24 protein-coding genes are annotated in these 25160 nt (G+C 57.2%); 11 read left to right on the top strand and 13 right to left on the bottom strand.

The window, feature by feature from the left end:
* Positions 1-32 precede the first annotated feature (32 nt).
* Positions 33-389, top strand: a complete 357-nt coding sequence (locus F3I15_RS10140) for a YceK/YidQ family lipoprotein (RefSeq protein WP_223811800.1) — start codon at positions 33-35, stop codon at positions 387-389.
* Here F3I15_RS10140 and F3I15_RS10135 read toward each other — a convergent pair.
* The 7 genes from F3I15_RS10135 to yidA all read right to left on the bottom strand — a co-directional run bounded on the left by F3I15_RS10135 (position 358) and on the right by yidA (position 7784).
* Positions 358-1629 (bottom strand): DUF3748 domain-containing protein, encoded by a 1272-nt coding sequence (locus F3I15_RS10135; protein ID WP_150017815.1) that lies wholly within the window; start codon positions 1627-1629, stop codon positions 358-360. The genes F3I15_RS10140 and F3I15_RS10135 overlap by 32 nt on opposite strands.
* 101 nt (positions 1630-1730) lie before the next feature.
* Positions 1731-3023, bottom strand: a complete 1293-nt coding sequence (locus F3I15_RS10130; protein WP_150017814.1) for an MFS transporter — start codon at positions 3021-3023, stop codon at positions 1731-1733.
* A gap of 258 nt (positions 3024-3281) precedes the next feature.
* Positions 3282-4430 (bottom strand): galactonate dehydratase, encoded by a 1149-nt coding sequence (gene dgoD / locus F3I15_RS10125; protein ID WP_150017813.1) that lies wholly within the window; start codon positions 4428-4430, stop codon positions 3282-3284.
* Positions 4427-5044, bottom strand: a complete 618-nt coding sequence (locus tag F3I15_RS10120) for a 2-dehydro-3-deoxy-6-phosphogalactonate aldolase (RefSeq protein WP_150017812.1) — start codon at positions 5042-5044, stop codon at positions 4427-4429. Before F3I15_RS10120 ends, dgoD begins: the two co-directional genes overlap by 4 nt.
* Positions 5028-5906, bottom strand: coding sequence for a 2-dehydro-3-deoxygalactonokinase (locus F3I15_RS10115; RefSeq protein ID WP_150017810.1), 879 nt, complete (start codon positions 5904-5906; stop codon positions 5028-5030). The genes F3I15_RS10120 and F3I15_RS10115 overlap by 17 nt, the downstream gene beginning before the upstream one ends.
* Complete coding sequence (locus F3I15_RS10110) at positions 5903-6601, bottom strand: FadR/GntR family transcriptional regulator (protein ID WP_150017808.1); 699 nt, start codon at positions 6599-6601, stop codon at positions 5903-5905. Before F3I15_RS10110 ends, F3I15_RS10115 begins: the two co-directional genes overlap by 4 nt.
* 373 nt (positions 6602-6974) lie before the next feature.
* The gene (gene yidA, locus F3I15_RS10105; RefSeq protein WP_150017806.1) at positions 6975-7784 is read right to left on the bottom strand and encodes a sugar-phosphatase; all 810 of its coding nucleotides are present in this window, start codon (positions 7782-7784) and stop codon (positions 6975-6977) included.
* Between the two features lie 206 nt (positions 7785-7990).
* Between yidA and F3I15_RS10100 the strand changes: the two genes are divergently transcribed.
* Positions 7991-8344 (top strand): type II toxin-antitoxin system RelE/ParE family toxin, encoded by a 354-nt coding sequence (locus F3I15_RS10100; protein ID WP_150017804.1) that lies wholly within the window; start codon positions 7991-7993, stop codon positions 8342-8344.
* Positions 8341-8646: a helix-turn-helix domain-containing protein gene (locus F3I15_RS10095; RefSeq protein WP_150017802.1), complete on the top strand. Its 306-nt coding sequence runs from the start codon at positions 8341-8343 to the stop codon at positions 8644-8646. The genes F3I15_RS10100 and F3I15_RS10095 overlap by 4 nt, the downstream gene beginning before the upstream one ends.
* A gap of 34 nt (positions 8647-8680) precedes the next feature.
* Here F3I15_RS10095 and gyrB read toward each other — a convergent pair whose 3' ends face one another.
* The 4 genes from gyrB to dnaA form a co-directional block, all read right to left on the bottom strand.
* The gene (gyrB, locus tag F3I15_RS10090) at positions 8681-11089 is read right to left on the bottom strand and encodes a DNA topoisomerase (ATP-hydrolyzing) subunit B (protein ID WP_150017800.1); all 2409 of its coding nucleotides are present in this window, start codon (positions 11087-11089) and stop codon (positions 8681-8683) included.
* A gap of 17 nt (positions 11090-11106) precedes the next feature.
* Positions 11107-12195, bottom strand: a complete 1089-nt coding sequence (recF, locus tag F3I15_RS10085; RefSeq protein WP_065647880.1) for a DNA replication/repair protein RecF — start codon at positions 12193-12195, stop codon at positions 11107-11109.
* An 86-nt stretch (positions 12196-12281) separates the two neighbouring features.
* Positions 12282-13382, bottom strand: a complete 1101-nt coding sequence (gene dnaN / locus F3I15_RS10080; RefSeq protein ID WP_039381494.1) for a DNA polymerase III subunit beta — start codon at positions 13380-13382, stop codon at positions 12282-12284.
* A gap of 5 nt (positions 13383-13387) precedes the next feature.
* Positions 13388-14791 carry a chromosomal replication initiator protein DnaA gene (gene dnaA, locus F3I15_RS10075; RefSeq protein ID WP_150017798.1) on the bottom strand — a complete coding sequence of 468 codons (1404 nt, stop codon included), beginning with the start codon at positions 14789-14791 and terminating at the stop codon, positions 13388-13390.
* Positions 14792-15389: 598 nt separating this feature from the next.
* Here dnaA and rpmH point away from each other — a divergent pair.
* From rpmH to F3I15_RS10040, 7 genes are all read left to right on the top strand, one after another.
* Positions 15390-15530 carry a 50S ribosomal protein L34 gene (rpmH, locus tag F3I15_RS10070; RefSeq protein WP_003849659.1) on the top strand — a complete coding sequence of 47 codons (141 nt, stop codon included), beginning with the start codon at positions 15390-15392 and terminating at the stop codon, positions 15528-15530.
* 15 nt (positions 15531-15545) lie between these two features.
* Positions 15546-15905, top strand: a complete 360-nt coding sequence (gene rnpA / locus F3I15_RS10065) for a ribonuclease P protein component (RefSeq protein ID WP_071668251.1) — start codon at positions 15546-15548, stop codon at positions 15903-15905.
* The gene (gene yidD / locus F3I15_RS10060) at positions 15869-16126 is read left to right on the top strand and encodes a membrane protein insertion efficiency factor YidD (RefSeq protein WP_071668252.1); all 258 of its coding nucleotides are present in this window, start codon (positions 15869-15871) and stop codon (positions 16124-16126) included. The genes rnpA and yidD overlap by 37 nt, the downstream gene beginning before the upstream one ends.
* Before the next feature lie 2 nt (positions 16127-16128).
* Positions 16129-17775 (top strand): membrane protein insertase YidC, encoded by a 1647-nt coding sequence (gene yidC, locus F3I15_RS10055; RefSeq protein ID WP_150017796.1) that lies wholly within the window; start codon positions 16129-16131, stop codon positions 17773-17775.
* Positions 17776-17878: 103 nt separating this feature from the next.
* Positions 17879-19243: a tRNA uridine-5-carboxymethylaminomethyl(34) synthesis GTPase MnmE gene (gene mnmE, locus F3I15_RS10050; protein ID WP_145339782.1), complete on the top strand. Its 1365-nt coding sequence runs from the start codon at positions 17879-17881 to the stop codon at positions 19241-19243.
* 151 nt (positions 19244-19394) lie between these two features.
* Positions 19395-19985, top strand: a complete 591-nt coding sequence (locus F3I15_RS10045) for a malonic semialdehyde reductase (protein ID WP_145339781.1) — start codon at positions 19395-19397, stop codon at positions 19983-19985.
* A 181-nt stretch (positions 19986-20166) separates the two neighbouring features.
* Entirely contained in the window at positions 20167-20928 is a 762-nt protein-coding gene (locus F3I15_RS10040; RefSeq protein ID WP_150017794.1) for a 4'-phosphopantetheinyl transferase superfamily protein, read from the top strand.
* 30 nt (positions 20929-20958) lie between these two features.
* Here F3I15_RS10040 and F3I15_RS10035 read toward each other — a convergent pair whose 3' ends face one another.
* Positions 20959-22272, bottom strand: a complete 1314-nt coding sequence (locus F3I15_RS10035; RefSeq protein ID WP_145339779.1) for an NCS2 family permease — start codon at positions 22270-22272, stop codon at positions 20959-20961.
* Positions 22273-22421: 149 nt separating this feature from the next.
* Between F3I15_RS10035 and yieH the strand changes: the two genes are divergently transcribed.
* Positions 22422-23099 (top strand): 6-phosphogluconate phosphatase, encoded by a 678-nt coding sequence (yieH, locus tag F3I15_RS10030; protein WP_150017792.1) that lies wholly within the window; start codon positions 22422-22424, stop codon positions 23097-23099.
* Between the two features lie 818 nt (positions 23100-23917).
* On the opposite strand, the gene F3I15_RS10025 is transcribed toward yieH, so the two are convergent.
* Positions 23918-25156, bottom strand: coding sequence for an MFS transporter (locus tag F3I15_RS10025; RefSeq protein ID WP_150017790.1), 1239 nt, complete (start codon positions 25154-25156; stop codon positions 23918-23920).
* Between the last annotated feature and the right edge of the window lie 4 nt (positions 25157-25160).

The following is a 25160-nucleotide window of genomic DNA, read 5'->3' as shown; positions in this document are numbered from 1 at the left end:
GGGATGCAGCCATGACTGAAGGGATGATGACAATGAAGATGATAAAACGTTTTCCGCTGACCGGACTGCTGGTGTGCTGTGTGATAACCACCTCCGGCTGCTCCAGCATGATGTCGCACTCCGGCGGTAGTCAGGGTTACTATCCTGGCACGCGCGCCAGTGCCAAAATGCTGACTGATGACGACACGGGCTGGGTGCTGAAGCCGCTGGCGCTGATCGATCTGCCCTTCTCTGCCGTACTGGATACGCTCTTGCTGCCGTGGGACTACTTCCACGCCGGTGAGGACAAACGCAGCTCCTCACCGCGCGAACGCGTGCTGCAAAGTGAAAGAGAGGCCAATACCCAGGCGAGCCTCGCTACGGCTGCTGCGATGCCGGCATCGCACTGACGCAGAACAGCTGGCGCCAGCCTTCCACTTCACGCATATAGGCGATCTGTTTGCCATCCGGCGACCAGACCACCGCGTCGCCGCTCAGCGCAGCGGCAGTGACCGGCGTCAGTGGCGTACAGTGACCGTCTGCCATTTCACAGCGCATTACGCGGCCGGCACAGATAAAGGCGACGGCATCACCCTGCGGATGCCAGCTGAACGCAGACTGGATACTGCTGCTGAGCCGGGTGATCTGCCGCGGCTCACCGCCGTTGGGCGACACGCTCCAGAGCTGAATAATGTCCTGCTCATCGGCCAGCAGAAAGGCAATCGCGCTGCCGTCTGGCGCCGCGCGCAGCCAGTGACGCGGCTGCAGCGCCAGACCCCGGGTATGCGTCAGCCGCCGCTGCTGCACCCCTGCCGGCGGTGCCGGCAGCCGGGTATCGCTGCCCTCCAGCGGCGAACTGCCGGGACGGGCGTAATCAGCCAGCGCGTCCGGTAAATCCACGATAAACACCTCCGGCACCTTCTGCCCGCTGGCGCTGCGCGTGTCGCCGATAAAGGCGATAGCCCAGCGTTGCCAGCTGCCGTCAGCTTTCTGATAGCCGCGATCGCCTATCCAGCACTCTTCATAAGCGCGATCGATCGCATTGCTGCCGGGCTGCGGGTCGCGCTGCGTCTGGCTGATCAGCACGCAGTAGTGGCTGCCATCATACTCACGCGGATGTTTTTCAGCCGGGCAGACCGGATGCAGCGGCACGGCCACGCCGACGTTGCGCAGATCCTCGCGGCTGTCGCGCTCATGCATCACATGATCGTTGTAAGTAAAGCTGAGGCGGGTGCCGTCCGGGCTAAAGACATGCACATGCGATCCGCCGCGCAGCGCGCCCGGCGTATAGGGCGCGGTGATATCGCAGGCGTCCAGCGTCTCCGCATGGCCATCCTGCACGATCACGCCACGGCGATGGTGAAAATCGTAATGCCAGTGCGCATCGGGATGTTCCGGGCCATGAATAAAGACGTAGCGCGGCGGCAGATCGGGGCTTACGGTCACCACCCCAACGTGAGCCCCGTCGCGCGCCTGATAAAGAAGCTCAACGGCGCCCGTAAAGACGTTAACCCGCTCAATGGTCAGGCCGGTAAAAGAGGCGCCGGAGGGGCGCACATCAAACGCCAGCCACTGGCTGTCGGCGGTCCAGACGTTGATATTGGTCAGCTGGTGATGACGCTGCGCGAAGGTAAGCTGTTTTTCTGACATGGGATGCTCTTACAGATAACCGATGCTGATACGGTACGCGATTCCCTGCCGGGGCGCAGCAGTTTTGCGGGGATGCGCGCTTCCATGCGCGCCTCGCCGGATCAGCCAACGCGTTTCACGTCGCCGACCAGCAGAATATAGGAGAGTGCGCCCACCAGCGCCACGGCGGAGATATACACCAGAGCCGGGGCAAAGCCATAATCCTGCGCCAGATAACCGACCACCAGCGGAACTGTGATACCGCCAAGTCCGCCGATAAAGTTGAACATGCCGCCGGTCAGACCAATCAGGCGAACCGGTGCCAGCGAAGATACCAGTGACCAGGTGATTGAGGCGAAACCGTTGCCGAAGAACGCCAGCGCCATCAGCACCATAATCCACACGGGGTCATTGGTGTAGTTAGCACCCATGATGCAGGTTGAGATCAGCAGGCCGCAGATGATTGGCATTTTGCGTGCGAAGCCGATTGAGCGTCCGCTGCGCACCAGCCTGTCAGCCACGATACCAGACAGGATCACGCCGAAAAAGGCGGCCAGAAACGGTACGGTTGTCATGAAACCGGCGGTTAATGCGGCAATATGCTTCTCCTGGGTCAGGTAGTTAGGGAACCACGTCAGGAAGAACCACAGCGTTGAGGTCACCGCAAACTGACCGAGGTACACGCCGCACAGTTTACGGTGAAACACCAGTTTCCAGTCGGCGGCAGTAAGCCGGGGGCGCGCTTTTTTCTCTGACGGCGCATCACCGTCAACCATTGCGCCACCTTCGCGAATATAGTCCAGCTCGGCCTGATTGATCCCTTTGCTGTGTCTGGGTGCCCGGTACACTTTGATCCACACCAGCGACCAGACGATGCCGATTCCGCCGGTAATGATAAACACCCAGTGCCAGCTGAGCAGCTCCTGGATCCAGATCAGCAGCGGCGTCAGGAATGCCAGTCCGACAAACTGTCCGGAGGTGTAGAAGCCAACGGCAGACGCACGCTCCTGCTCCGGAAACCAGCTGGTTACCAGGCGATTATTTGTCGGGAATGCCGGCGCTTCAAATACACCGGTAATCGCACGTAAGCTAATCAGCGATAATAAGCCCGTGGCAAATCCCTGAAATAATGTCGCCACCGACCAGCCGAGGATGGCAATAAAATAGGTCAGCCGCGAACCCACGCGATCGAGAAACCAGCCTCCAGGAATCTGGCAGAGCGTATATAGCCAGGCAAAGGCGGAAAAAACATAGCCCATTTCCGCTTTGGTAATACCAAACTCCTCCTGAATATGGGCTGAGGCTACCGCTAAATTAGCGCGGTCCACATAACAAATAACCACGGTAATAAAGATCATTAACAGCGTAATATAACGCCGCCGCGTTGGTCTGGCCTGAACAGCAGAGAGATCCATGGTGTTTCTCCGTCATGATGTTGTTCGCAGGGCGCAGCAAGGCGCACCGCAAACAATGCAGGGTAAGATAGTCAGATGTAATCCGCCGTAGCGGTAAATATGCCGTGCCGTCAGTAAGGCTGAGGGGTAGCCTGAGCCTTATTTGACTGGCACTTTTTTAAAATATTTATAAATTTTTAACAGCCTGAAAAATCTGGCCTGACGCAGGGTGATTATTTTAATCAGTCACCCGCGCAAAGGCGCGCAGCAGAGCAGCGATTACCATTCAGCCACAGAACCGTCCGGGAGGCGCCATAGCGGATTACGCCAGTCCGGCGCATTTTTACTGCGCTCAATCACCAGCTCTTCATTAATTTCCACGCCAAGACCTGGTTTATTCGACGGATAAAAGTGGCCATCATCCATTTTAAAATCGTCTTTATTAATAACGTAATCGAGCAGTTCGGCGCCCTGATTGTAGTGAATACCCATGCTCTGCTCCTGGAATACCGCATTACGCGATACGAAGTCGACATGCAGACAGGCCGCGAGCGCAATCGGGCCCAGCGGACAGTGCGGCGCCAGCGCAACATCATACGACTCGGCCATGGCGGCAATTTTGTAGCATTCGGTGATGCCGCCAGCGTGCGACAGATCGGGCTGCAGAATGGCCAGCCCGCCCGCTTCCAGCACGCGTTTGAACTCAAACCGCGAGAACATCCGCTCACCGGCAGCGATCGGCAGGTGAGTCTGCGCAGCCAGGCGCGGATAATATTCCGCCTGCTCGGCCAGCACCGGCTCTTCAATGAACAGCGGACGATAGGGCTCCAGCTCTTTGATCAGCACTTTTGCCATCGGCGCGCTGACGCGGCCGTGGAAATCGAGGCCAAACTCAATCTCGCTGCCGAATGCTTCGCGGATTTGCGCCACGGTATTGACCGCCGCGTCGACTTTGCGCGAGTTATCGATAATGCCCATCTCTTCGCAGCCGTTGAGCTTGAAGGTATCAAACCCGATGGCGCGCAGTTTCTGAATGCCGTCGATGACCTCCGCCGGACGGTCGCCGCCTACCCAGCTATACGCTTTGATACTGTCGCGTACCAGACCGCCCAGCAGCTGATATACCGGTACGCCAAGCGCTTTGCCTTTGATATCCCACAGCGCCTGATCGATGCCGGCAATGGCGCTCATCAGAATCGGACCACCGCGGTAAAAGCCGCCGCGGTACATCACCTGCCATAAGTCGTTGATGCGCGCCGGATCCTGCCCGACCAGATAGTCTGACAGCTCATGCACCGCTGCTTCGACGCTGCGGGCACGTCCTTCAATCACCGGTTCACCCCAGCCGGTGATGCCCTCATCGGTTTCGATTTTCAGGAACATCCAGCGCGGCGGCAGGCGATAGGTCGTGAGTCGAATAATTTTCATTGTACAGCGTCCTTGTAAGCAGCAATAAATGCGCGGGCCTTCTCTGCCGTGCGTGACAGCGGCTGGCCGGCGCGATAGAGATCGCTGCCCAGACCGGCGCCGATGCAGCCTGCAGCCATAAACTCATGCAGATTTTCGGGTGTAACGCCGCCAACGGCAAACACCGGTACTTCCGGCGGCAGGACCGCTTTCAGCGCTTTGATATAGCCGGGGCCAAAGGCTGAAGAGGGGAAAATTTTCAGCGCCTGTGCCCCCGCCTTTAACGCGGTAAAGGCTTCTGAAGCGGTAACACAGCCGGCTGCCACAATCATGCCCTGCGCGACCGCCTGGCGAATCACGTCCGCATCCGTATTGGGCGTAACCACCAGCCGACTGTTCAGCGTGGCCAGCCTGTCGACCTGTGCCGTTTCCAGCACCGTTCCTGCGCCAATCAGCGCGCTATCGCCAAACGTTGTCACCATCGCACCGATGCTTTGCGCCCAGTCAGGCGAGTTCAGCGGAATTTCGATGGCATCAAAGCCAGCCTCAATGAGCGCACCGATGTGCGCTTCAGCTTCATCCGGTGTAATGCCGCGCAGAATAGCAATCAGCGGCAGTTTAGTGGGCCAGGACATTCGCAATACTCCTCATTCCATGCTGGAATGCAACATCGCCTTCCAGCGTAACTGAATCCCGGTTAATAAAAGACAGCGCCTGCTGATAACGCTGCGCCAGCGTGTGGCCGCCAATAATGGCGATCGGCTGTGGTGCCGCAGCCATGCGCTGCGTCATCAGCGCCACTTCATGACCAATTAACAGACCGGAAAGAAACTCACTGACATGACGGCGATCGCGGGCACCCAGCACATGCGCCGCGCGCACTTCAAACAGGCGGGCAATAACAGACGCATCCTGACACCCTCTTTCCACCCCCTGCATAAATGCCGCCTGAGAGGTTTCCTGTTCGGGCAGACCGGCACCAATCAGCGACTGCTGCAGCAATAAATGATGCAGCTCACCGGTCATAACCGTACGGAAGTCCAGCACCCGATCCTGTTCCAGCTGAACCCATTTGGCATGCGTGCCGGGCATCACACACAGCGCTACCGACTGCAGCGTTAGCGCACCCAGCAGCTGCGTCTCTTCACCGCGCATCACGTTGTAGTTATCATCACGTTCAACGCTCAGTCCCGGCACAATCCACGCTTTTTGCTCCACATGCGTCAGGTGAGCGTGCAGCGCATTCAGGCTGGCCGGACAGGGCAGATAGGGAACCGACAGCCAGCCGGCATTGCTGCCGACCATGCCGGCCATGATCACCGGTACCTCATCCACGGGCCAGCCAGCGGTGATGCTGGCAAAGACCTGCGCTGGTGTCTGTCTGCCGAGGCGCGTAATGCCGGCGGGGGAACGGCGTTGATCAACGCAGACGCCCTGCTGATAATGCCAGGCGCGTAAATTCGTTGAGCCCCAGTCAATAGCGATATAGCTGGTCACAAAATCTCTCTCAGTCGGGCCGTGGAGCTGGCAATCATCGCTTTTGCTGCACGTTCCGCAGCGTCACCATCCTGATGACGAATAGCGTCGTACAGCGCTTTATGTTCAGCTAATGTGCGCGGCATATTGCCGGCGTCCGCCATGTACGTCTGCGCAAATACCGCTTTCTGGAGCTGGCTTATCGCCACGTTAAGCTGCTGCAGCACCGGATTATGTACTGAGCCCATCACCGCTTCGTGATAGCGAATATCCGCGTCGTTAAACGCTTCGCGATCGAGATGGTTTGCCACCATATCGTTATAGGCCTGTTCGATAGCGGCCAGATCGGTTGAGGTCGCCCGCTCGGCTGACCAGCGCGCAATCTGCGGCTCAACCAGCACGCGTACTTCGTTCATGGCGGCAATCAGGCGCGGATCCTGATCGTGCGCCAGCGCCCACTGCAGTACATCGCTATCGAGATAATTCCACTGATTGCGCGGGGTCACGAACGCACCGCGGTAACGCTTCATCTCCATCAGGCGCTTTGCGATCAGCGCACGATAAACCTCGCGGATGATGTTGCGGGAGGTCCCGAACTGTTCGCACAGCCCTGCTTCTGCGGGCAGCGCCGCACCCGGCACATATTTACCGGCGACAATCTCTTCACCCAGCGTATGGATAATGCGCTCTGTTTTGCTTAGCTGTTGTTGTGTCATGGGAGTCCGGTATATGAAGGGCATCAGCCCGTCAGATTACTGTGTTCCTGGTTTGAAACCTAACGGCTGCCTGATCCATTGCGGACGATTGTAGTACTACATGTGCATCTCGTACTACAATTCAGATCACAAAACAGACAATCAATGCGGATTTTACCGATTAGCAGGCTCTGCCGGCTCGTTATGACGCGCACAGCGTCAGCTTTTAACCACGGCAATGAGGAAGCCTGAAAAGCGCGGCGGTTCTAAGAAGGAGGTTGTGCCGGTGCGGCAGGCCATACGACCTTCCACAATCGGCACAGAGATATCGCGGTGAGGGGGATTATCTGCGGGGATCCCGTAGCATGCCGGGAATCATATAAACGGGCTGAGGTTACAGCACCAGCTCTTCTATAGCGTGCGCAACGCCATCTTCCATATTGGTTTTAGTCACGAACTGAGCGATCTTTTTCACTGAGTCAATGGCGTTGCCCATCGCCACGCCGGTGCCGGCATACTCAATCATCGCCAGATCGTTCTCCTGATCGCCAATCGCCATCACTTCTGACTGCTGCAGGCCGAGTTTTTCCGCCAGCATCTTCACGCCATAGCCTTTGTTCACCAGCGGGTTGAGGATCTCCAGAAAATAAGGCGCGCTTTTCAGGACGGTGTAGCTCTCCTGCATGCGTACTGGCAGCCCGGCGATCGCTTTATCCAGCAGCGCCGGCTTATCGATCATCATAATTTTCGGGAAGCGCGTCGCCGGATCCATCTCTTCAACCGCACGATAGCGCACCGGAATACCGGTCAGGCTGGCTTCATGGATGGTGTATTCGCTGATGTCTTTATTGGGGGTATAGAGGGACGATTTGTCGAACGCCTGAAAATGCACGCCGAGTTCGCGCGCCAGCTGCTCAATATAGAGGTAATCATCAAAGCTCAGCGTTTTCTCAGCCACCACGTCACCGCTGTCGGCCTTGTGCGCCAGCGCGCCGTTATTGCTGATGCAGTACTGACCCGGCTGGCGCAGATCCAGCTCCATCAGATAGCGCTCAACGCCGACAAACGGGCGGCCGGTCGCCAGCACAATCGACACGCCCTTGTCGCGCGCGCGCCCAATCGCTGTTTTTACCGCCGGAGTGATTTCGTGCTGCGGATTGAGCAGCGTGCCGTCCATATCGATCGCAATCAGTTTTATCGCCATAACGTCCTCGGTTAATTCAGGGTCTGACTTTCATGCTAGCGCGATTCAGCTCGCATTGACCAGCTTATCGATGCAGCGGATCGCAGATGCGGTGGGCGGCAGATTCCGGATCGCTATGCTGGCTATATGCAGGGGGCTGAATAGTTGACCATATAAGTGATTGCTTATAAATTTATATAAGCAATCACTTATAGGACGATTGCAGTATGTGGGAAATTATATTTTCCAGTCACTTTAAAGACTGGTTGCTATCACAGGAAATAAACCTGAAAAAGCGTCTTGCCGCAGCGCTTCTGAACCTTGAGCACTACGGGCCCCTGCTGCCCAGGCCTTATGCCGATACCGTTAACGGTTCCAGTTATCACAATATGAAGGAACTCAGAATTCAGTATGCAGGCCGGCCAATAAGAGTTTTCTATGCTTTTGATCCTGAAAGAAAAGCGATTGTACTCTGTGCTGGCAATAAGCGTGGAGATAAGCAGTTTTATCAGCGCATGATTGCCCTTGCAGACCAGATTTTCACCAACCACCTCGAACACACTGAGGACAGGAACACATGAGCGACCTGAAGAAATTTCTCGATACGACATTTTCTGCCGCTGAGAGAGTGGAAATTCAGCAGCAAGCTGATGAATTAATACTGGAAACCGGCCTGCAGCTATTAAGGGAAGAATTGCAGTTGTCGCAACGGAAAGTGGCTGAAGCCATGGGTGTGAAGCAGCCGCGGATCGCACAAATTGAGCAGGGCGGAGCCGATCAGCGGTTAATCACGATTAAACGTTATATCGAAGCGATGGGCGGCAGGCTGAGTCTGGTGATTGAGATGCCGGATGGTTCAGGAGAAAGGACGCTGCGGATATAAAAAACCCCTCCCGGGCGGGAGGGGTCAGAGCGTATCAGATATCGATATTCGCGGCTTTCAGCGCGTTCTCTTCGATAAAGGCGCGACGCGGCTCCACCGCATCGCCCATCAGCGTGGTAAAGAGCTGATCGGCGGCAATCGCATCCTTGATGGTAACGCGCAGCATACGGCGGCTATCCGGATCCATCGTGGTTTCCCACAGCTGCTCCGGGTTCATCTCGCCCAGCCCTTTATAGCGCTGAATAGAGAGACCACGACGCGACTCTTTCACCAGCCACTCAATCGCCTGCTCGAAGCTGGCAACCGGCTGACGACGTTCGCCGCGCTCGATATAGGCGTCTTCTTCAATCAGGCCGCGCAGCTGCTCGCCCAGTGCACAGATTTTGCGATACTCCGGACCACCAATAAATTCGCTATCCAGCGGATAGTCGGTGTCCACGCCGTGGGTGCGCACACGCAGCACCGGCTCAGCCAGCTGCAGCTCACGGTTTTCGCGCACCTGTGCCACATAGGTGCTGCCGTGCGCTTCACGCTCATTGAGATACGCCACCAGCGTCTCCAGCCAGCTGCTGACGGCAGCGGTATCTTCCAGCCCCGCCAGCGTTGGATGGTAAACCAGCGCGTTCAGCAGTGCCGCCGGGAAGCGACGCTCCATGCGTTTGATCATCTTCTGCGTACTGTTGTACTCCGCCACCAGGCTCTCCAGCGGCTCGCCGCCCAGGGCAGGTGCGCTGGCGTTGGTATGCAGCGTAGCGCCATCCAGCGCGATGGCAATCTGGTACTGATCCATCGCGTCGGTGTCTTTAATGTACTGCTCCTGCTTGCCTTTTTTCACTTTGAACAGCGGAGGCTGCGCAATATAGACGTGGCCGCGCTCAATGATTTCCGGCATCTGACGGTAGAAGAAAGTCAGCAGCAGCGTGCGGATGTGCGAACCATCAACGTCCGCATCGGTCATGATAATGATGCTGTGATAGCGCAGTTTGTCCGGATTGTACTCATCGCGACCGATGCCGCAGCCCAGCGCGGTGATCAGCGTGGCGACCTCCTGCGAAGAGAGCATTTTATCGAAACGCGCTTTCTCTACGTTGAGGATTTTACCCTTCAGCGGCAGAATCGCCTGGTTTTTACGGTTACGTCCCTGCTTCGCCGATCCGCCTGCAGAGTCACCCTCCACCAGGTAGATTTCAGAGAGCGCCGGATCGCGCTCCTGACAGTCTGCCAGCTTGCCCGGCAGGCCGGCCAGATCCAGCGCGCCTTTACGGCGGGTCATCTCACGCGCACGGCGTGCTGCTTCGCGCGCGCGCGCCGCATCGATGATTTTGCCTACCACAATTTTTGCATCCGCCGGGTTTTCCAGCAGATATTCGCTCAGCAGTTCGTTCATCTGCTGCTCTACCGCTGATTTCACCTCGGAGGAGACCAGCTTATCTTTGGTCTGCGAGGAGAACTTCGGATCCGGCACTTTCACGGAAACCACGGCAATCAGGCCTTCACGCGCATCGTCACCGGTGGCGCTGACTTTGGCTTTTTTGCTGTAGCCCTCTTTATCCATATAGGCATTGAGCGTACGCGTCATCGCCGCACGGAAACCGGCGAGATGCGTCCCGCCGTCGCGCTGCGGAATGTTATTGGTAAAGCAGTAGATGTTTTCCTGGAAACCATCGTTCCACTGCAGCGCCACTTCCACACCGATGCCATCTTTCTCAGTAGAGAAATAGAACACGTTAGGGTGAATCGGGTTTTTGTTGCGGTTCAGATATTCCACAAACGCCCGGATGCCGCCTTCATAGTGGTAGTGATCGCTCTTGTCATCACGCTTATCCTGCAGGCGAATAGAGACGCCGGAGTTCAGGAACGACAGCTCACGCAGGCGCTTGGCAAGAATGTCATACTCAAAATCGGTGACGTTGGTAAAGGTCTCGTGGCTTGGCCAGAAGCGCACGCGCGTACCGGTTGTCTCTGTGTCGCCGGTAACCGCCAGCGGCGCCTGCGGCACGCCGTGCACGTAGGTCTGCTGATGCACTTTGCCGTCGCGACGAATGGTCAGCTCCAGCTTCTGCGACAGGGCATTGACCACGGAAACGCCAACGCCGTGCAGGCCGCCCGACACTTTGTAAGAGTTGTCATCAAACTTACCGCCGGCGTGCAGAACGGTCATGATCACTTCCGCCGCTGAGACACCCTCTTCCGGGTGAATACCGGTCGGAATACCGCGCCCGTCATCCTGCACCGACACGGAGTTATCCGCGTGGATAGTGACCACAATGTCACTGCAGTGTCCGGCGAGCGCTTCGTCGATGGCGTTATCCACGACCTCGAATACCATGTGATGCAGACCGGTGCCGTCATCCGTATCGCCGATATACATACCCGGGCGTTTGCGTACCGCATCAAGCCCTTTCAGGACTTTGATACTTGAGGAGTCATAAGAATTCGACATCAACGTTTCTCGCTCATTTAATCTTCAGGTTGAACCGCTATTTTACCCTGTTCCACGCGGAACATCTTGCCCTTTTCGTCGCTCATATCGATTACATGCTCTGTGCCAATAGCACTGACAAACACCTGAGCCTGCGTGGCTTTCAGCCGCTCAGCCAGCAGTCGCCGGCGCGTGTCATCCAGCTCGGAGGCGAAGTCATCAATCAGGTATAAACAGCGACGTCCGCTGCTGCGCGTCAGGTACTCACCCTGCGCTAAACGCAGGGCGCACATCAGCAGCTTCAGCTGTCCGCGTGAGAGTAAATCTTCTACCGGCGTCCCTTCAGCACGAATGCGGAAATCCGCTTTGTGCGGGCCGCTGGCGGTGTAGGTAAGCGCGCGATCGCGCTCAAAATTGCGCTCCAGCAGATCGCCATAGTCGCTCTCTTTATCCCAGCCGCGCTGGAAAGAGAACGACAGGGCAAATTCAGGCAAAAACTGGCTGCAGGTCGCGGTGATCTCACTGGCGATGGCCGCGCTGTACTCCGCGCGCCAGGCGCTGATCTGCGCGGCCAGCGGCACCAGCTCCTGATCCCACGGACGAATCTGGCTGTAGCGTGAGGCCTGACGCAGCGCCGCGTTACGCTGCTTCAGCAGGCGACGCAGATTGCTCCAGGCGATAAAAAAACCAGGATAAGCATGAAAACAGCCCCAGTCGATATAGGCTCTGCGGTATTTGGGGCCGCCGTTGAGCAATGTAAACCCCTCAGGCGTAATCAGCTGCATCGGCAGCAGCTGCGCCAGCTCGGCCACTTTATGCCCGTCGCTGCCGTCAATCCGCACCTTGCTGTCGCCGGCGCGGTTTTTGGTCAGCCCCACCGCCAGCGCGCGTTCACCGCTGCCATCAATACGCCCGTGCAGGACAAACGCCTCCTGCTCGTGACGGATCACCCGCCCCGCCTGCAGGCTGCGAAACGCCCGTCCGTGACCCAGCGTATAAATCGCCTCAAGCACGCTGGTTTTACCGCTGCCGTTGGCACCGACAAGAAAGTTAAAGCCGGGTGCGAGGTCCAGGTCAGCCTGCTCAATATTACGAAAATCTTTAATCAGAAGGCGGGTTAAAGCCATGACGTGTTCCGGGGATCAACGTAGGGGAGCCATTAATGGCTCCCGAAGTGGTGCAAAAATCCGTCAGGTCGGCATAAATGCCGCCCCTACAATCTCATCGGCATGACGACGTAGGCCGCGGCAGGACTCGCTACATCTTCAATCTGTACGCTGGAAACAGAGTCGGTAAGCAGCAGACGGACGTTCTCGCACTTCAGCGCATTCAGCACATCCAGTACGTAGCTGACGTTAAAACCAATCTCCAGCTCGGTGCCGCTATAAGAGACATCGAGCATCTCTTCCGCCTCTTCCTGCTCCGGGTTATTTGCCGTGATTTTCAGCTGATTTTCAGTAATGTAGATGCGTACGCCGCGGAATTTTTCATTGGACAAAATAGCCGCACGGGCAAACGCTTGCTTGAGCAGATCGCAGCCCGCCTCCAGCGCCTTGTCCGGATTTTTGGGCAGAACGCGCCGGTAGTCAGGAAAACGACCATCCACCAGCTTAGAGGTGAAGATGAAATCGCCTACGTGCGCCCGGATGTTGCTGCTGCCAATCTGCACGCGCAGCGGGTTCTCGCCGCCGTCCAGCAGGCGCACCAGCTCAATGACGCCTTTACGCGGTACGATTACAGAATGGTTTGGCAGCGCCTGACCAATCGGCATGGCGCAGACCGCCAGACGGTGACCGTCGGTTGCAACGGTACGCAGCTCTTCACCTTCGGTCTCAAACAGCATACCGTTGAGGTAGTAACGTACATCCTGATGCGCCATTGAGAACTGCGTGGCTTCAATCAGCCGCTTCAGCGTGGCCTGCGGCAGCGTAAATTCGACCTCGCTTTGCCAGTCATCCAGGTTGGGAAAATCGCTGGCAGGCAGCGTTGACAGTGAAAAACGACTGCGCCCGGAACGCACCAGCATGCGATCGCCTTCCAGCGTAACGCTGATTTCAGCGCCTTCCGGCAGGCCGCGGCAGATATCAAGGAATTTACGCGCCGGCACCGTGGTGGCACCAGGCTCGTGGGCCTGATTCAGCGCCACGCGCGCGACCATTTCCATTTCCAGATCGGTTCCGGTCAGCAATAACGACCCTTCATTTACCTGTAGCAGCAAATTTCCGAGGATCGGCAGCGTCGGACGTCCGCCAAGCGGACCACTTACCTGTTGCAGGGGTTTCAGCAACTGCTCACGTTCAACAATAAATTTCATATGCGTCAGGAAGATAATGTTCGGATAAGGTTAGAGAAATCTTCTTTGATGTCGTGGCTCTCTTCACGCAGCTGCTCAATTTTCCGGCAGGCGTGCAGCACGGTGGTATGGTCCCGGCCACCAAACGCATCGCCAATTTCTGGCAGACTGTGGTTGGTCAGCTCCTTTGCCATCGCCATCGCCATTTGACGCGGTCGCGCCACAGAGCGCGACCGGCGTTTCGACAGCAAATCCGCCACTTTGATTTTGTAATATTCCGCTACGGTTTTCTGAATGTTGTCGATGGTAACCAGCTTCTCCTGCAGCGCCAGCAAATCGCGCAGCGCTTCACGCACGAAATCGATGGTAATGGCGCGTCCGGTAAAGTTGGCATTCGCGATCACGCGGTTCAGCGCCCCTTCAAGCTCACGCACGTTGGAACGCAGACGTTTGGCAATGAAGAAAGCGACTTCACCCGGCAGGCGGATGTCGTTCTCATCTGCTTTTTTCATCAGAATGGCCACGCGCGTTTCCAGTTCAGGCGGCTCAATGGCTACGGTCAGACCCCAGCCAAAGCGTGACTTGAGACGATCTTCCACGCCGTTAATCTCTTTGGGATAACGGTCAGAGGTGAGAATGATCTGCTGATTGCCTTCCAGCAGCGCGTTGAAGGTGTGAAAAAACTCCTCCTGCGAGCGCTCTTTATTGGCAAAGAACTGAATATCATCGATCAGCAGCGCGTCCACGGAACGGTAGTAGCGTTTGAACTCTTCAATTGCATTGTTCTGCAGCGCTTTTACCATGTCCTGCACAAACCGCTCTGAGTGCATGTAGACCACTTTAGCGTTGGGTTTGCGGGCAATAATGCCATTGCCGACCGCATGCAGCAGGTGCGTTTTACCCAGACCCGTGCCGCCATAAAGGAACAGCGGGTTATAGGCGCCGCCGGGATTATCTGCCACCTGGCGTGCCGCCGCGCGCGCCAGCTGGTTTGATTTACCCTCAACAAAGTTGTCGAAGTTATGACGGTTGTTCACGTTCGAACGATAGGTCACATCCGCAGGTGCCGGTACGGAATCCCAGCTTGGACGCAGCAGCTGCGCCGGTGCGGGACGGGTTTCCACCGGTGCCGGCGCGCTGACGGTGCTGGCCAGAACCGGCTGTGCAGCAGCAACCTGCGCCACAGGACGCGTACCCACTTCAAATCGCAGCAACGGCACATTTGCACCGCAGAATTCGTTCAGCAGCGCATTAATACTGTTGAGGTATTTATCCCGAACCCAGTCGAGTACAAACCGATTTGGTGCATACAAGGCCAGCGTATTGTCGTTTAATTCAGCCTGCAGTGGACGTATCCACATGCTGAATTCGGTGGCAGGTAATTCATCCTGCAAACGGGCAAGACACTGTTGCCAAAGCGTAAGTGACACGGCGGACTCCACTCGTACAAAATCGATAAGAATTTCAGGCGCTAATAATAGAAACTGTCTTTTTTGACACAGGCGGTCAGAAAGCGCCTGCGACCGCTGTCTGCGGTAGTCATCCCCGGCGATCGCAGTGAGGATCGTCAGCGGAAGGGCGGATCATAGCGCAAAGCGCACCAGAGATCTTCCCTTTCTACACAGTTTTGATCCAATTTATCCACAGGGTGTAAAACCTTTGAACAGTTTATCCGTTCTGGCAAAAAAGCAAGCGAAGATCGCGCAGCAGACGCGAATTTTTCAGCCGCCGTCGCGTTTTTTTCCTGTGGATAGCGTGTGCGATCGCAAGAAGATCCTGGACGATCCTTGCGCTTTCCTTTACAGGCCGTATAATTCCCCACCCGGCATTGGCACGTGGTGCATTAATGCCCGGAATCGCGGTGTTTCCGGGTATTCAGGTCCCGCGACCAGCGAAGTAAATTGACTCCGGACTGTACAATTATTACAATCCCGCCTCTTTATTAAAGACACATTGAGGCGTCGGTCGCTTTACTGCCCCGAAAACGCGTCACCCAGTGAAATTTTTCAAGTTTAGGTAGAAATCGCCATGAAACGCACTTTTCAACCGTCCGTACTGAAGCGCAACCGTTCACACGGCTTCCGTGCTCGTATGGCAACCAAAAATGGTCGTCAGGTTCTGGCACGTCGTCGTGCTAAAGGCCGTTCTCGTCTGACCGTTTCTAAGTAATAAAAGCTAACCCTCGTGGTTCAGCTCGCATTTCCCAGGGAGTTACGTTTGTTAACTCCCGCTCATTTCACTTTCGTCTTCCAGCAACCTCTTCGGGCTGGCACGCCGCAAATCACCATCCTCGGCCGCCGCAATTCGCTGGGGCATCCCCGCATCGGTCTTACCGTCGCTAAAAAGCATGTAAAGCGCGCGCATGAACGCAACCGGATCAAGCGATTGACCCGGGAAAGTTTTCGTCTGCGTCAGCATGAACTGCCTGCGATGGATTTTGTTATTGTTGCGAAAAAGGGGATTGCTGACCTCGATAACCGGGCACTGATGGAAGCGTTGGAGAAACTATGGCGTCGTCACTGTCGCCTGGCTCGCGGCTCCTGATCGCACTGATACGCGTTTATCAACGCGCTATCAGCCCTCTGCTGGGACCTCATTGTCGGTTCCATCCCACCTGTTCGCAGTACGGGATTGAGGCCCTGCGCCGTTTCGGCGTGATAAAAGGCAGTTGGTTGACGATTAAACGCGTATTAAAATGCCACCCGCTAAACCCGGGTGGCGACGATCCTGTGCCGCCAAAAACCTTTGATACCAGAGAACATTAACGATGGATTCGCAACGCAATCTCTTTCTCATCGCTTTTCTGTTCGTGTCTTTTATGATCTGGCAAGCCTGGCAGACGGACCACGCTCCGCAGCCACAGCAGACCCAGACCACGCAGAACACAAGCAGCGCAGCGGGTGATGCCGCCACTTCCGGCGTGCCGGCCAGCGGTCAGGGCAAAACGATCACCGTTAAAACTGACGTCCTGTCACTCAATATCAACACGCGCGGTGGTGATATTGAACAGGCTCAGCTGCTGACCTATCCGGATAAACTCGGCTCCGACGCGCCATTCCAGCTGCTGGAAACCACGCCGGCATTTGTTTATCAGGCGCAGAGCGGCCTGACCGGTCGTAACGGCCCGGACAACCCGAACAATGGCGCGCGTCCGCTTTATACTGCCGCACAGGATAGCTTCAATATGGCCGATGGCCAGACTGAGCTGCGTGTGCCGCTGAGCTGGACTGGCGAAAACGGTGTGGTTTATACCAAAACCTTCATCTTCAAGCGTGGCGAGTTCGCGGTTAACGTTGACTACAACATCAATAACACCTCACAGCAGCCGCTGGAAGTGGCGATGTTTGGCCAGCTGAAGCAGACCATCGACCTGCCCAAGCATCGCGACACGGGCAGCAACAACTTTGCGCTCCACACCTTCCGCGGTGCCGCCTACTCCACCAGCGAGGCGAAATATGAAAAATATAAGTTCGACACCATCGCTGATAACGAGAATCTGAGCACCACCACCAGCAACGGCTGGGTTGCGATGCTGCAGCAATATTTCGCCACGGCGTGGGTGCCGCGTACCCAGGGTAATAACACCCTGTATACCAGCAACCTCGGCAACGGCGTAGCGGCGATTGGCTATAAGTCAGCGCCGGTTACCGTTGGTGCAGGTGCACAGCAGACGCTGGGCGCAACGCTGTGGGTCGGCCCGGAAATTCAGGATAAGATGGCTGCGATTGCGCCGCACCTTGACCTGACCGTGGATTACGGCTGGCTGTGGTTTATCTCTCAGCCGCTGTTTAAGCTGCTGAAGTTCCTGCACAGCTTTATCGGTAACTGGGGCTTCTCCATTATCGTCATCACCTTCATCGTGCGCGGCATCATGTACCCGCTGACCAAAGCGCAGTACACCTCGATGGCTAAGATGCGCATGCTGCAGCCGAAGATTCAGGCGATGCGTGAGCGTCTGGGCGATGACAAGCAGAAGCAGAGCCAGGAAATGATGGCGCTCTACAAAGCGGAGAAAGTGAATCCGCTGGGTGGCTGTCTGCCGCTGGTGATTCAGATGCCAATCTTCCTGGCACTCTACTACATGCTCTCCGGCTCGGTAGAACTGCGTCACGCACCGTTTGTACTGTGGATCCATGACCTCTCTGCACAGGACCCGTACTACATTCTGCCGGTGCTGATGGGTATCACCATGTTCTTCATTCAGAAGATGTCACCGACCACCGTGACCGATCCGATGCAGCAGAAGATCATGACCTACATGCCGGTGATCTTTACCGTCTTCTTCCTGTGGTTCCCGGCAGGTCTGGTGCTGTACTACATCGTCAGCAACCTGGTCACCATTCTCCAGCAGCAGCTGATTTACCGCGGCCTGGAAAAACGGGGCCTGCACAGCCGCGATAAGAAGAAAGCGTAACCTTCAGCCCGGCTGAGCAACAGGTATAATCAAGGGGCGGCATTTATGTCGCCCTGTTTTTTTTTNTTTTTCAGCCCGGCACAGCGCGGGCAAGAGGACGATCATGAGCCACAGCGATACTATCGTTGCGCAGGCAACCCCACCGGGCCGCGGCGGCGTCGGTATACTGCGTATCTCAGGCACCCGGGCAGCAGATGTTGCGCAGGCGCTGCTGGGTAAACTGCCAAAGCCGCGCTATGCCGATTATCTGCCCTTTACCGATGCAGATGGCAGCGTGCTGGATCAGGGCATTGCGCTGTGGTTTCCGGGTCCGAACTCCTTTACCGGCGAAGATGTGCTGGAGCTGCAGGGGCACGGCGGACCAGTTATCCTGGACCTGCTGCTGAAACGTATTGTCGCCCTGCCCGGCCTGCGTATTGCGCAGCCAGGTGAGTTTTCTGAGCGCGCATTTCTGAATGACAAGCTCGATCTGGCGCAGGCTGAGGCGATTGCCGATCTGATTGATGCCAGCTCGGAACAGGCGGCGCGCTCGGCAGTGAACTCGCTGCAGGGCGTGTTTTCACAGCGCGTAAATGCGCTGGTGGAGGCGCTGACCCACCTGCGCATCTATGTCGAGGCCGCTATCGATTTCCCGGATGAGGAGATCGACTTTCTTTCCGACGGTAAGATTGAAGCGCAGCTTAATGCGGTGATCGGCGACCTGAATGGCGTACGCGCCGAAGCGCGTCAGGGCAGCCTGCTGCGTGAGGGCATGAAGGTAGTGATTGCCGGACGCCCGAATGCAGGTAAGTCGAGCCTGCTGAATGCGCTGGCGGGACGCGAAGCGGCTATCGTTACCGACATTGCCGGCACCACGCGCGATGTCCTGCGCGAACATATCCATATTGATGGAATGCCGCTGCATATCATCGATACCGCCGGACTGCGCGAAGCCAGTGATGAAGTCGAGCGCATTGGCATCGAGCGCGCCTGGCAGGAGATTGAACAGGCCGATCGGGTGCTGTTTATGGTCGATGGCACCACAACGGACGCCACTGAAGCGGCGGCTATCTGGCCCGACTTTGTGGCGCGCTTACCGGCGGCGCTGCCCATTACCGTGGTGCGTAACAAAGCGGATATGACCGGTGAGACGCTGGGACTGAGTGAGATGAACGGTCATGCTCTGATCCGCCTGTCAGCCCGGACCGGCGACGGCGTGGAAACGCTGCGCGATCATCTGAAGCAGAGCATGGGCTTTGCCGGCAACATAGAAGGCGGATTTCTTGCGCGCCGCCGCCACCTGCAGGCGCTGGAGAGCGCCGCCACGCATCTGCAGCAGGGGAAAGCGCAGCTGCTGGGCGCGTGGGCGGGTGAGCTGCTTGCGGAAGAGCTGCGGCTGGCACAGCAGGCGCTGAGCGAAATTACCGGCGAATTTACCTCTGACGATCTGCTGGGCCGTATCTTCTCCAGCTTCTGTATCGGGAAATAAGCGCGTACCGCTCTTTGCCAGTCAATCATACATCTTTGTTATTTGGCTCCCTTTCTCCTTTACAGTATAACGATAGAGGCTGCGTTAAGCGCAGCCTCTATTATTCATGCTTAAAATCGGGCCTGCACCGCAGCCTGAACAGGAGAGAAACATGAGTACACCGCTCGACAGCGCGGCGCTTGATGCGCTGTTTACTGACGCCCGCACCCACAGCCACTGGCAGGATAAGCCGGTTTCACAGGCGCTGCTGCAGGAGCTTTATACCCTGACGGCTCTGGGCCCGACCTCCGCTAACTGTTCACCAGGCCGCTTTGTATTTGTGACCTCCGCGGAGGGCAAAGCCCGGCTGAAACCTGCCCTCTCCTCAGGCAACGTGGATAAAACCATGTCGGCGCCGGTAACGGTGATTGTCGCGTGGGATCCGGAGTTTTTTGAGCAGCTGCCAAAACTGTTTCCGTTTGGTGACGCGCGCAACTGGTTTACCAGCAGCCCTGAGCTGACGAAAGAGACCGCGTTTCGTAACAGCAGCCTGCAGGCAGGCTACCTTATCCTCGCTGCGCGTTCGCTCGGTCTGGATGCCGGTCCGATGTCCGGCTTTGATCCCGCCAAAGTCAATGCCGCTTTCTTCAGCGAAAGCAAATGGCAGGTGAACATGCTGATCAATCTTGGCTACGGCGACGCAGGTAAACTGCATCCGCGCCTGACGCGACTCGGTTTTGATGAAGCCACCACCTTTGCCTGAAAGCTGGCAACCTGTCTGCGCTCTGCCGGTCGAGCCGGCAGAGTCTCTTTTCCGCCTTATCCCGTGCTGATTTTCAGTCTTATCTGAATTTATCGCTCTGCCGGGAAAGCCGGATGCAAACACCTAAGAAAATTCTTACAATGCCGCTGATGATTATTCGCCCATTTTCACGGAGCGACAGATGGCTGGTCATTTTGTGCGCTGGACAGGCACCACACCCCTGCCGGTAACGGTTTCACGCATCACTCAGGATGTACTGGATAACGCTGCCCGTCTGCCCGACCGGCGGCGCGCGCGTTTTCTTGCTGCCCGCGAACTGCTGGCGCAGCTGATGCTGCGGATCTACGGAATCGATCGGCTGCCACCGCTGAGCGTCAGCAGCAGCGGACGCCCCTGCTTTGCCGATCCGAACCTGCCTGACTTCAGCATCTCCTACACAGGCCATATCATTGGCGTACTGCTGGCGGAAGAAGGGGGACGTGCCGGACTGGATATGGAGATTGTCCGCGCGCACAGCCGGCAGACGCAGGAAGCGCTGATGCAGGAACTCTCCTCTGGTGAAAAGGCGTGGATCAATGCACAGCAGGATTTTATGGAGGCGGCCACGCAAATCTGGACGCTACGTCAGAGCGTGCTCAAGCTGACCGGTGAAGCGCATCGGGGCCTCTCTTCGCTGCGTCTGCATCCGGCATCAGGCCGGTTGCGCTCCACGCTATTTCCCGATATTCAGGCGGTCTGTGACGCCGAGCCGACGCTGGTCTGGTCATGCGCACTTTCACCCGGAACCGGGCATCTGCGACTGTGGGAGATTGACGCGCAGCAGCAGTGGGTTGCGCTGCGGGATATTGAAATGAATAAGCCAAACCTGGATCCACATACGCTGCGCCTGACCAGTCTGCCCGGCGAACGCATAGCCGGGCAGCAGGAGATGCGGCAGCTTTGAATCGGGTGGCCGCACAGGCCACCTGAAGCGTCAGTGCGCGTCGATAAACGCGATTTTCAGTGCAAACAGCAGCGCAACCACCACCACGCAGGGGCTGATTTCACGCCAGCGTCCGGTGCCCAGCTTCATCACGCAGTAGGCGATAAAGCCCAGCGCGATCCCTTCTGTAATTGAGAAACTAAACGGCATCATCGCCGCGGTGACAAAGGCCGGCACCGCTTCGGTGAGATCGTCCCAGCGTACGCGCGACAGCGATGCCGTCATCAGTACTCCGACATAGATCAGCGCGCCCGCCGCCGCATAGCCCGGCACCATCGCCGCCAGCGGCGACAGAAATATTGCCAGCAGGAACAGCAGCCCGGTGATGACCGCCATCAGCCCGGTGCGGCCACCAATGGCAACGCCTGACGAACTCTCAATATAGGCCGTCACCGATGACGTACCCGCCAGCGCACCCGTGACGGAGCTGATGCTGTCCACATACAGCGCCTGCTTCATACGGGGAAAGGTGCCCTTTTCATCGGTCAGACCCGCTTTATCCGTTACGCCAATCAGCGTACCGGAGGAGTCAAACAGATTGACCAGCATAAAGGAGAAGATCACGCCTGCCATGCCGATATTGAACGCGCCTTTGATATCCACCGCGCCCGCCACCGCAGAGATTGACGGCGGTGGCGAAAAGAAACCGGTAAACCTGACATCTCCCAGCGCAAGCCCGATGCTGGTCGTGACCACAATTGAGACCAGCACCGCCGCGTGAATATTACGCGATGCCAGAATGGCAATAATGAAGAAGCCGAGCGCGCCCAGCAGAACACTGTGCGACGTCAGATCGCCGACGGCCACCAGCGTCTCCGCGTTTGGCACAATAATGCCGGCATTTTTCAGCCCCATCATTGCGATAAACAGGCCGATACCGGCGGTGATGCCGGTGCGCAGGCAGAGCGGTATATTAGCTATCATCCAGTAGCGCACGCGCAGCAGCGTCAGGATCAGCAGCCCCAGCGCGCCCCAGAAAATGGCGCCCATCCCTATCTGCCAGGAGTAACCCATTGCCCCCACCACCACAAACGCAAAAAAGGCGTTCAGGCCCATCGCAGGTGCCAGCGCAACCGGCAGATTCGCTATCAGCCCCATCAGAATGCTGCCAAAGGCGGCAATCAGACAGGTAGTGACAAACACCGCCTGGGTATCCATACCGGCAGCGCCGAGGATTTGCGGGTTAACAAAGACGATGTAAACCATCGTCAGAAAAGTGGTGAACCCGGCAATCACTTCGGTGCGTATCGTGGTTCCGTGTTCCTGCAGTTTAAATATGCGCTGCAGCAGGCCCTGAGTCTTCATTTTGCTGTTCCGCTGAAAAATTTATCGCCGCGTATCCTATAGGCTTTATTCCGGTAAAACACGGAATTTTCGCAACCGGTTGCCTGCTGCTGCCTGTGGCAATCCAGGCTAGAGTAAAAGCTGAAGCGTTATCAGAAGGATAGTGGGCGATGACAGTGGAGTGTGTATTCTTTGATTGTGACGGCACGCTGGTTGACAGCGAAATGCTCTGCACGCAGGGCTATGTGAATACGTTTGCCCGCTACGGCATCACGCTGTCGCTGCAGCAGATGTTTGAGCGGTATAAAGGCGTAAAGCTTTACGACATTATTCGCGACATCAGCGAAGAGTATCATCAGGCGCTGCCGGTAGCAGAGGTGGAGCACGCCTATCGCATTGAAGTCGCGCGCCTGTTTGAGCAGGAGCTGCAGCCGATCGGCGGTGCGCCGGAGCTGGTGGCGCGGATCCGCGTTCCGGTGTGCGTGGTCTCTAACGGACCGGTAAAGAAAATGCAGCATTCGCTGGGTCTTACCGGCATGCTGCCGTGGTTTACCGATCGCCTGTACAGCGGTTATGACATTCAGGCATGGAAACCCGATCCGCAGCTGATGTTCCACGCCGCAGAGCAGATGCAGGTGCCGATTGAACGCTGCATTCTGGTGGATGATTCCGAAGCGGGCGTTCGCGCCGGCATTGCGGCAGGTATTCCGGTGTTTTACTACTGCGCCGATGCGCATAATCCCGCAATCGATCATCCGCTGGTGACGCGTTTTGATGACATGGCGCAGCTGCCTGCGCTGTGGCAGGCGCGCGGCTGGACGCTGCTATCAACCGGCGAGGTTCTGTAGGGGGCGGCATCGCCTGACACCAGGGCGGCATTAATGCCGCCCCTACGGATGCCCCTGCAACCTTCTGTAGGGGGCGCATTTATGCGCCCCTGGTGTGCGGCAAACGACATCGCCTGACATCAGGGCGGCATTAATGCCGCCCCTACAATATTCTGTAGGGGGCGCATTTATGCGCCCCAGGCATACGGCGGCGGCATCGCCTGACGCCAGGGCGGCATGAATGCCGCCCCTACGATGCCCCTGGAGAAGTTCTGTAGATGGCGCATTTATGCGCCCCGGGCGTAAGGCGGCGGCATCGCCTGACATCAGGGCGGCATGAATGCCGCCCCTACGATGCCCCTGGAGAAGTTCTGTAGGGGGCGCATTTATGCGCCCCGGGCATACGGCGGACGGCATCGCCTGATAACAGGGCGGCATTAATGCCGCCCCTACGGATGCCCCGGGAGAAGTTCTGTAGGGGGCGCATTTATGCGCCCCGGGCATACGGCGGACGGCATCGCCTGATATCAGGGCGGCATGAATGCCGCCCCTGCGATGCCCCTGCAATATTCTGTAGGGGGCGCATTTATGCGCCCCAGATATACGGCGGCGGCATCGCCTGATACCAGGGCGGCATGAATGCCGCCCCTACGGATGCCCCTGCAATGTTCTGTAGGGGGCGCATTTATGCGCCCCTGATATACGGCGGCATCGGCTGACACCAGGGCGGCATTAATGCCGCCCCTACGGATGCCCTGCAATATTCTGTAGGGGGCGCATTTATGCGCCCCGGGCGTGACGATTGCGTCTGAGGCTGCCCCTGGCATGCGCGCAGGCTATCAGCCTATCGCGCCCAGCGAATCTTCATTGCTTTGCTTTTTAGGCAGCAGAAACAGCGTGGCGAAAATATCCAGCAGATAAATCAGCGCCAGCAGCGTAATAGCGGCGGTGAAGGAAATCTGCGTAGCCAGCGCGCCAATTACCAGCGGACCAAAACCGCCGACGCCGCGCCCGAGGTTAAACAGCACATTTTGCGCGGTAGCACGCGCCTGCGGCGGGAACGTATCGGAGATCAGCGCGCCATAGCCGCCAATCATGCCGTTAACAAACATCCCCATGATGGCGCCGGTAAACAGCATTACCGTCGGATCGCGCAGCTGCGCGTAGACCACCACCATCACCACGGCACCGAACTGGTACAACAGAAAAATTTTCCAGCGGGCGAAGCGATCGGCCAGTACGCCAAACAGCCAGATACCCAGGGTCATGCCCACTACCGTCACCGCGGTCCACAGCCCCGATTTTGTCAGGCTGAAACCAAAGCTGGAGGAGAGATAGCTCGGCATCCAGATCATCAGACCGTAATAGCCAAAGTTCTGTACCGAACAGAGGATAAAAATACCCAGGCTCGCTTTACGAGTGGCGTGGTCAGCAAACAGCAGCTTTATGCGGGCGGTAAACGAGAGGGCCGGTACGTTTTTCACCTCTCTTGTAAAGCTCTCCGGCTCACCCATACTGCGCCGCAGCACGAATGAGAGCAGTGCCGGCAGCATACCCACCAGAAACATGCCGCGCCAGCCAATCACGCTGAGCAGCGGCGGCGTAATAAAGGCGGCCAGCAGCACGCCGAGCTGCCAGCCGATGCCGACCCAGGCCGACGCCCGGTTGCGCTTCTCCTGCGGCCAGGCTTCGGCAATCAGCGCCATACCGATACCAAACTCGCCGCCCAGCCCCACCCCGGCCAGAGTCCGGTACGCCAGCAGATCCCAGTAGCCCTGCGCTACCGCGCACAGGCCGGTAAACAGTGAAAACATCAGTATCGTTACCGTCAGGATACGGATCCGGCCATAGCGATCGCTGAGATGACCAAACAGAATACCGCCGATCACTGCACCAATCAGCGTCCAGGTCACCAGCGAGCCCGCCTCTGACGGGTCAAGCATCAGTGACACGCTGATGGCCGGCAGCATAAAACCGAGGATCAGCAGATCAAATCCATCCATGGCGTAGCCGCTGATTGCGGCCAGCATCGCTTTAGCCGGCGTTACGGCAGGTTTAGCAGAGCGGGAAAGGGACATAAAA

Origin of the sequence: Pantoea sp. M_9 (genome assembly GCF_008631385.1) — a bacterium.
In the GTDB taxonomy this organism is placed as follows: Bacteria; Pseudomonadota; Gammaproteobacteria; order Enterobacterales; family Enterobacteriaceae; genus Pantoea; species Pantoea eucrina.
Note: the sequence above shows the minus strand (reverse complement) of the source record. Positions and strands in the feature narration are given on the sequence as shown.